This window comes from Microbacterium sp. (assembly GCF_030149085.1).
Lineage (GTDB): Bacteria > Actinomycetota > Actinomycetes > Actinomycetales > Microbacteriaceae > Microbacterium.
Window position 1 is genome coordinate 1 of the sequence record NZ_JASBSF010000405.1, and the last position, 7,155, is coordinate 7,155.

A 7,155-nucleotide genomic window follows, 5' to 3' on the forward strand; every position below is an offset into this window, starting at 1 on the left:
CAAGAGTGCTCATCGATGTTTCACGTGAAACATGCACTTACGCGCGACGGATGACGGTGTGCCGATCGGCGCCCTCGCCGTACGACTCCGAAACCAGGCCACGCTCAGCAACGAGGTCGTGGATGAGCTTGCGCTCGTAGCTGGACATCGGCGGGAGTGAGGCCTGCGATGCTCCTTCGTCCAACCGAGCTACGGCGCGATCGACGAGAGTGTCGAGCTCTCGCTGCCGGGTGTCGCGCGACCCACCGATGTCCAGGATCAAGCGGGAGAAACGGCCCGTCTGATTCTGGACCGCGATGCGGGTGAGTTCCTGCAGCGCCTGCACGGTCATCGGGTCGGAGAGAGCGCCGAGGCCCGCGGCTCCTTCTCCACCGTCCCGTTCGATCGACACGTAGGCACGACCGTTGCGGACGTCCAATGCGAGGTCGCCGTCGATATCCGCGATATCGAGAAGGCCTTCTAGGAAATCAGCGGCGACGTCGCCTTCCTGCTCCAGCTCCTCGATGGTCGCCTCCGCGCGAGACGAAGCGGTGTCGGGGGTCGTTGTCATCTCCACCCTCATATTCCTAGTTGTTCGGTTCCGGGGTGGGTGATGAGCCCTCCGCCGCACTGCCTGGGGGACGCTGGTTCTGCGGCCGGGAATTGGTCCCGCCGGTCGGCCGCTGACCTTGCTTCTTCGCGCGCTGCTTGCTCATCGGCTGCTCACGCTTCGGAGCTTGAGCCTTCGCCTTCTCGGCCTCTTCCAGCAGTCGCTGCTGCTCGGCGAGGTACTTGTCCATCGGAACGACCTTGCCGCTGGAGTCGATCGCCTTGCCCTTCCGAGCCAGGCGCTCCTCGCGCTGCTTCGCCGCCTCAGAGCCGGGGGTCGGCATCTCGCGGATGACGATGAACTGCTGAACCATCGTCCAGATGTTGCTCGTGAACCAGTACAGAACGACACCCAGCGGGAAGAAGACGCCCGAGAAGACGAACGCGAACGGCAGGACGAACAGCATGATGCGCTGCATCTGGTACGCCTGGCCAGTCTTGGCCTCGGGGGAGAGGTTCTTCGAGATGATCTGCAGCTGGGTGAAGAACTGCGACGCGATCATCAGGACCACAAGCACCACGAGGATCATCACGGCCGGCGTGTTACCGGTGTTCCACGCGTCGATCAGCGTCTCGTGAAGGGATGCCACGCCGAACAGCGACGCGTCGTAGAACTGCTTCGTGAGTTCGGGACTGAGAACTCCAACGCCACCGAGTCCGAGCTCGGCGTTCACCTTGACACTGCTGAGCACCGAATACAGGGAGAAGAAGACCGGCATCTGCACGAGCAGGGGCAAACATCCCGACACCGGGCTCGTTCCGTGCTTCTTGTAGAGCGCCATCGTCTCGCGGCTCATGGCCTCGCGCGAGAGCTGGTCCTTCTTGCCGCGGTACTTGTCTTGGATCTTGCGCAGCTCGGGAGCGATCTCCATCATCTTGCGCTGTGACTTGATCTGCTTCACAAACAGCGGGATGAGCGCGGCGCGCACGACCACGACGAGTCCGACGATCGCGAGTACCCAGGTGATGCCGTCGGCCGGTGGCAGTCCGATCGCAGTGAAGAGCCAATGCCACGCGACGAGGATGAGTTCGACGACCCACTTCAGCGGCCACAGAATGATCGCGAACAGGTCGAAGCCGCCTCCAGCCGCCGCGGTGGGGGACGGGGAGGGTGTCGCACTGGCGAGGAGATCCAGCAAGGATCAGTCCTTTCTGCGTGGCACGACGAACCCGTGCCGGGTGAGATCGAATCGGAAGTGCTCGTGGGGCGGAACGTCATCGACGCCACCCTCGGCCCACGGGTGGCATCGGCTCAGCCGTGCCGCAGCAAGCGCCGATCCTTTGAGAGCGCCGTGCTGTTGTACTGCACCCACGGCATAGGCCGAGCACGAGGGATAGTACCGGCACACGTCGCCGTACAGGTGGGAAATCGTCGCGCGGTACCCGTGGAGCACCGCGAGCACAGCGTTACGAGGAACAAGCGGGAGCGCACGCGCCGCGTCGACAGCGTCGAGGTGAGCATGGCCGAGCGCGTACGAGGGCAACTCACTCATCGGTGCTCTCCCGTGAGGCAACGCCTGACCTCGCCCGCGAGGACCTCGTACGGTGCGTCGGCTGCGGCGGGCAAGGCACGGATGACGACCTGCGAGCCGGGGCGAATCTCGTCCACGAGACCCGCGCTGATCGCCTTCAGCCGGCGGCGCACCGTATTGCGGGTGACAGCAGAACCCACCTGCTTACTGACGATGAACCCGAACCGCGACGGAGTGGCATCCACCGAAACCGCCGTGTAGCTCATGAGATGCGCGCCCACACACCTGCGACCCCGGCGGACGACGGAACGATAGTCCGCGCCCCGGGTGATCCGGTGGGCGCGCGCAAGCACTGTGAGGTCAGGCCGAAAGTTCGCTGCGACCCTTGGCGCGGCGAGCCGAGAGGATGGCACGGCCGGCGCGGGTGCGCATGCGGGCGCGGAAGCCGTGCTTCTTGGCGCGGCGGCGGTTGTTGGGCTGGAACGTACGCTTGCTCATGAGATCACTTCCGGATGAGGTGTCGCCGGGATGCTCACACCGGGACGATGAATCGGGGACTGCCGCGAGGGCACAAGTCAACCGACTAAGGGTACGTCGCGCAGCGCTCGAACTCAAACCGAGTGGAGGCGAAGGGACATTATCCCCAGCGTCATCCACCATCTGGAGACGACACGCGCATGGCGTCTACAGTTGATTTTGCGCTGACGGATGCCGCTGACTACCGTTGCTCCGAAAGTTATCCACAGCCGGGGACGGGCTCGCCGCACCGATGCCGCTGAACCCTGAGGGGGGCCATGTCGACCCACGAGATTCCGGATGTTCCGGTCTGGACCGCCGCGCTGGAAATCATGCGTGGAGACGATCGGATCACCCCGCAGCTGGAGGGGTTCCTCAATCTCGCGGTAGCTCAGGGCGTCATGAGTGGCACCCTCTACCTCGATGTGCCGAACGAACTGACCGCCGCGCAGATCAATAAGAGGATGCGCGCGCCGATCCTCGAGGCGCTCGCACACGCCGAAGATGGCAGTGGTGAGAGCGTGTCGGCGTTCCGCGTCGTCGTGAACCCAGACCTGGCCGAGTCTCACCTGACTGCGATCCTGCCGTTGGCGGCGCCACCCGCGGCATCCATGCACCGCGCTGCCGACGAACCCGTCGAATCCACGAGCACCTCCTCACGCACCGACACGCGCTTGAACCCGAAGTACACCTTCGACAACTTCGTCATCGGCCAGTCCAACCGGTTCGCCCACGCAGCGGCAGTCGCCGTCGCGGAAGCTCCCGCGAAGGCGTACAACCCGCTGTTCATCTATGGCGACTCAGGGCTCGGCAAGACCCACCTCCTGCACGCAATCGGCGACTACGCGATCAGCCTCTATGCCGGCATCAAGGTTCGGTACGTCTCGAGCGAAGAGTTCACGAACGACTTCATCAACTCGATCGCCAACAACCGCGGCGCTGCCTTCCAGGCTCGGTACCGGGATGTCGACATCCTGCTCATCGATGACATCCAGTTCCTGCAGGGCCGCGCCGAAACCCAGGAAGCCTTCTTCCACACCTTCAATCAACTCCACGATCACGACAAGCAAGTGGTGATCACCAGTGACGTGCCACCCAAGCACCTGACCGGATTCGAAGATCGGATGCGGAGCCGGTTCGAGTGGGGGCTCATCACAGACGTTCAAGCACCAGACCTCGAAACCCGCATCGCGATCCTGCGCAAGAAGGCGCAGAGCGAGCGGCTCCACATTCCCGACGACGTGCTGGAGTACATCGCCACCGCGGTCTCGTCGAACATCCGTGAACTCGAGGGCGCGCTCATCCGGGTGTCGGCCTTTGCCAGCTTGAATCGCTCGAGCCTGGATATTTCGCTTGCCCAAACCGTGCTGCGCGACATCATCGATCAAGATGACGCCAACGTCGTCTCGCCGACCGACATCATCGCGGCCACCGCCACCTACTTCAAGCTCTCGGTCGATGACCTGTACGGATCGAGCCGCTCGCAGGCAGTCGCCACCGCTCGACAGATCGCCATGTATCTGTGCCGCGAACGCACGAGTCTTTCGCTCCCCAAGATCGGTCAACTCTTCGGAAACCGCGACCACACGACGGTCATGTACGCGTACAAGAAGATCAGCGACCTCATGAAGGAGCGGCGCTCGATCTACAACCAGGTCTCCGAGATCACCGCTCAGCTCGGTCGAAACGGACGCTGAGGCCTCTTCTCGCGCGCGCCATCCGGGTCTCATAGGAGGCTCATGGATTCTCACTTGACACCGCGCCGTCGCTGACACAAAAATACGCGTTCCCCACAGTGTGGATAACTTGTGGATAAGTGTGGAAGCAGCACGCTCAGCTGTGAGTGAAGCTTCCGTGACCTGTGGAACACGAGCGTGAGATGTGAGTTCCAGCGCGAGGCTTCACACGACTCATCCGCAGCCCCTCCACAAATGACACGAATGTGGTTTCGGCTCGGCGCAAGGGATCGCACGATTCATCCACAGTTCCCACAGGTGTTAACACCATGACAAAGAACTTCTTGAATGAATCCGGTTCGATGACCTTGAGTGCGAGCGTGCACTTCGGGCGTAAGCGCCCGTGGATCTCTTGAGGTCACAAGACATGTGGGCACTAGCATGGGAGAGCCCAACCGGATCGAGGGAGCGCACGTGAGGTTCGAAGTAAACCGCGATGTGTTCAGCGAGGCTGTGTCGTTCGTCGTCAAGCTGCTGCCACAACGCAACCCGCAGCCGATCCTCGCGGGCATCCTGATCGAGGCCAGCGCAGACGGCCTCTCGCTCTCGGCCTTCGACTACGAGGCATCGGCGCGAACCCTCATCGAGGCGACTGTCGATGACCCGGGCACGATCCTCGTCCACGGACGACTGCTGTCCGAGATCGCGAACCGACTGCCGAACGCTCCGGTCACCGTCCGCGTCGACGATGACGGCGGCATCCTGCTCACCTGCGGGTCAGCGACCTTCACGCTGGCATCCATGCCGGTTGCTGAGTACCCCGCGATTCCCGAAGTCACCGGCGAGTCGGGTCTCGTCCCCGCCGAAGACTTCGCAACCGCAATCGCCCAGGTCGCCTTCGCCGCATCACGCGACGATGTCACGCCGGTTCTCACCGGTGTTCAGCTCGAAGTCTCGGGTAACCGCCTGAGCCTCGTTGCCACCGACCGTTATCGTGTCGCCCTGCGAGAAATTCCGTGGGATCCCGCTGGAGGAGCATCCGAAGAGGGCGCGACGGCACTCGTTCCCGCGCGCACTCTCACCGAGGTCGGCAAGACTTTCGCGCACTCGGGGCAGATCTCCATCGCGTTCTCGGGTAGTGGCGATCGCGAGATTATCGCGTTCACCGCGGGCAACAAGACCGTCACGTCGCTGCTGATCAAGGGCAACTTCCCGCCGGTGCGCAGGCTCTTCCCGGAGCAGACCGAACATCACGCCGTCGTAAGCACCTCGGAGTTCGCCGAAGCGGTCCGGCGTGTGTCGCTGGTCCTGGACCGGTCGGCACCGCTGCGGTTCACGTTCACCGCAGAGGGTGTGTCGATGGATGCCGCCGGCACTGAACAGGCGCGGGCTACCGAGTCTGTCGATGCGACGCTGAGCGGTGACGATGTCACGCTGGGCCTCAACCCCCAGTACCTGCTCGAGGCGCTCGGTGCAGTTCGCAGCGAGTTCGCACGGGTCACCTTCACCTCCAGCGACAACGCCAACAAGCTCAGCCCCGTGCTCATCACGGCGCAGACCTCGGTCGACCGGTCGGGCGAGGATTCCTTCAAGTACCTGTTGCAGCCGAACCTGCTGCTGCGCTGAGTTCTGGCGCGCGTCAGGCGTCAGTCGTGGCGGATAGCCTGTACCGATGATCGTCGAGCGGCTGAGTCTCACCGACTTTCGCAACTACGCGCGCGCCGATCTCCAGCTCTCCAGCGGACCGACCGTTCTGGTCGGAAGCAACGGGCAGGGCAAGACGAACCTCGCTGAGGCCGTCGCGTATCTCGCCACGGCCGGCTCACACCGGGTCTCCTCAGACGCACCACTGGTGCGAGACGGTTCCGACTTCGCCATCGTTCGGGCAACCCTTGCGCACGGGGAGCGTCGGTTGAACGTCGATGTCCAGATCAACCGCCAGGGATCGAACCGCGCACAGGTGAATGGAACCGGCATCCGTACGGGCGAACTCGGTCGCTATGCGCATGTCGTACTGTTCGCGCCGGAAGACCTGCAGATCGTCCGCGGTGATCCGGGTGCCCGGCGCCGCTTCGCGGACCAGCTTCTCGTGCAGCGATACCCGAGACTGTCGGCCACGCTCGCCGACTACGATCGCGTTCTCAAGCAGCGCGGGGCGCTGCTGAAATCGGCGCGCGCCAGGCGCCTGGACTCGGATGCCCTGCCAACCCTGGACGTATGGGATGACAAACTCGTGGCTCTCGGGGTGGAGATCATCCGGGCGCGCGAAGCACTCGTGAGGGATCTCGCGGGACCGATCGCTGATGCCTACGCGTCAATCGCCGGGGCCGATCACGCTCCGGACGCGCGGTGGGTGCTTTCCGTGGACGGCGCCGACCCTGATGACGATGAGCGCAGTGTTGATGTCACCGAATCCGGCGACCTGTTCGAGCGGTTCCGCGCGGCGCTGCGTGAGAAGCGCAGCGCAGAGCTGGAACGCGGGGTCAACCTCGTGGGTCCGCACCGCGACGACCTTGTGCTCTCGCTTCGCGGTCTGCCGGCGCGCGGGTACGCCTCGCATGGCGAATCCTGGTCTCTGGCTCTGGCGCTGCGCATCGCGTCGGCTCATCTGCTCCGAGCCGAGTCGCAGCTCGGTGACCCGATCGTCATCCTTGATGATGTCTTTGCCGAACTCGACGCGGGCCGCCGGGTGCGGCTGGCCGACATCGTGGGCGAGTTCGAACAGGTGATCGTGACTGCCGCAGTTGAGCAGGATGTTCCTGCTGAGCTTCGCGTCGGCACCGTCCGTGTCGAGGCGGGCACCCTGAGTGGTAGCGGTCCGGTTGATCGAGAAGTGTCATGACCGTGGACGCGGAGCAGGCATCCTCGGTACCCGAAACGATCGCGACGTACCTGCGCCTGCG

At 63.8% G+C, this 7,155-nt stretch carries 8 protein-coding genes; 3 read left to right on the forward strand and 5 right to left on the reverse strand.

Annotated elements, in window-relative coordinates; translation table 11 throughout:
• Positions 1-37: 37 nt before the first annotated feature.
• From Q1V87_RS16090 to rpmH, 5 genes are read right to left on the reverse strand one after another with little or no spacing between them, the layout of a single operon-like run.
• Positions 38-550, reverse strand: coding sequence for a R3H domain-containing nucleic acid-binding protein (locus tag Q1V87_RS16090; protein ID WP_300595139.1), 513 nt, complete (start codon positions 548-550; stop codon positions 38-40).
• Positions 551-566: 16 nt separating this feature from the next.
• Positions 567-1,724, reverse strand: a complete 1,158-nt coding sequence (yidC, locus tag Q1V87_RS16095; RefSeq protein WP_300595148.1) for a membrane protein insertase YidC — start codon at positions 1,722-1,724, stop codon at positions 567-569.
• 6 nt (positions 1,725-1,730) lie between these two features.
• Positions 1,731-2,081 carry a membrane protein insertion efficiency factor YidD gene (gene yidD / locus Q1V87_RS16100; protein WP_300595141.1) on the reverse strand — a complete coding sequence of 117 codons (351 nt, stop codon included), beginning with the start codon at positions 2,079-2,081 and terminating at the stop codon, positions 1,731-1,733.
• Positions 2,078-2,473 (reverse strand): ribonuclease P protein component, encoded by a 396-nt coding sequence (rnpA, locus tag Q1V87_RS16105; RefSeq protein WP_363494679.1) that lies wholly within the window; start codon positions 2,471-2,473, stop codon positions 2,078-2,080. Before rnpA ends, yidD begins: the two co-directional genes overlap by 4 nt.
• Entirely contained in the window at positions 2,421-2,558 is a 138-nt protein-coding gene (gene rpmH, locus Q1V87_RS16110) for a 50S ribosomal protein L34 (RefSeq protein WP_193597422.1), read from the reverse strand. Before rpmH ends, rnpA begins: the two co-directional genes overlap by 53 nt.
• A 350-nt stretch (positions 2,559-2,908) precedes the next feature.
• Between rpmH and dnaA the strand changes: the two genes are divergently transcribed.
• The 3 genes from dnaA to recF all read left to right on the forward strand — a co-directional run bounded on the left by dnaA (position 2,909) and on the right by recF (position 7,094).
• Positions 2,909-4,273 carry a chromosomal replication initiator protein DnaA gene (gene dnaA, locus Q1V87_RS16115; protein ID WP_300595150.1) on the forward strand — a complete coding sequence of 455 codons (1,365 nt, stop codon included), beginning with the start codon at positions 2,909-2,911 and terminating at the stop codon, positions 4,271-4,273.
• A 453-nt stretch (positions 4,274-4,726) separates the two neighbouring features.
• On the forward strand, positions 4,727-5,878 hold the full coding sequence (gene dnaN, locus Q1V87_RS16120) for a DNA polymerase III subunit beta (protein WP_292729783.1): 1,152 nt from the start codon (positions 4,727-4,729) through the stop codon (positions 5,876-5,878).
• A gap of 46 nt (positions 5,879-5,924) precedes the next feature.
• On the forward strand, positions 5,925-7,094 hold the full coding sequence (recF, locus tag Q1V87_RS16125) for a DNA replication/repair protein RecF (RefSeq protein ID WP_292712678.1): 1,170 nt from the start codon (positions 5,925-5,927) through the stop codon (positions 7,092-7,094).
• Positions 7,095-7,155: the final 61 nt, after the last annotated feature.

What these genes read in the sequence shown, in the direction of transcription:
- Q1V87_RS16090 (WP_300595139.1), bottom strand. Translation starts at nt 550, where the DNA reads ATGACAACGACCCCCGACACCGCTTCGTCTCGCGCGGAGGCGACCATC.
- yidD (WP_300595141.1), bottom strand. Translation starts at nt 2,081, where the DNA reads ATGAGTGAGTTGCCCTCGTACGCGCTCGGCCATGCTCACCTCGACGCT.
- rpmH (WP_193597422.1), bottom strand. Translation starts at nt 2,558, where the DNA reads ATGAGCAAGCGTACGTTCCAGCCCAACAACCGCCGCCGCGCCAAGAAG.
- dnaA (WP_300595150.1), top strand. Translation starts at nt 2,909, where the DNA reads ATGCGTGGAGACGATCGGATCACCCCGCAGCTGGAGGGGTTCCTCAAT.
- recF (WP_292712678.1), top strand. Translation starts at nt 5,925, where the DNA reads ATGATCGTCGAGCGGCTGAGTCTCACCGACTTTCGCAACTACGCGCGC.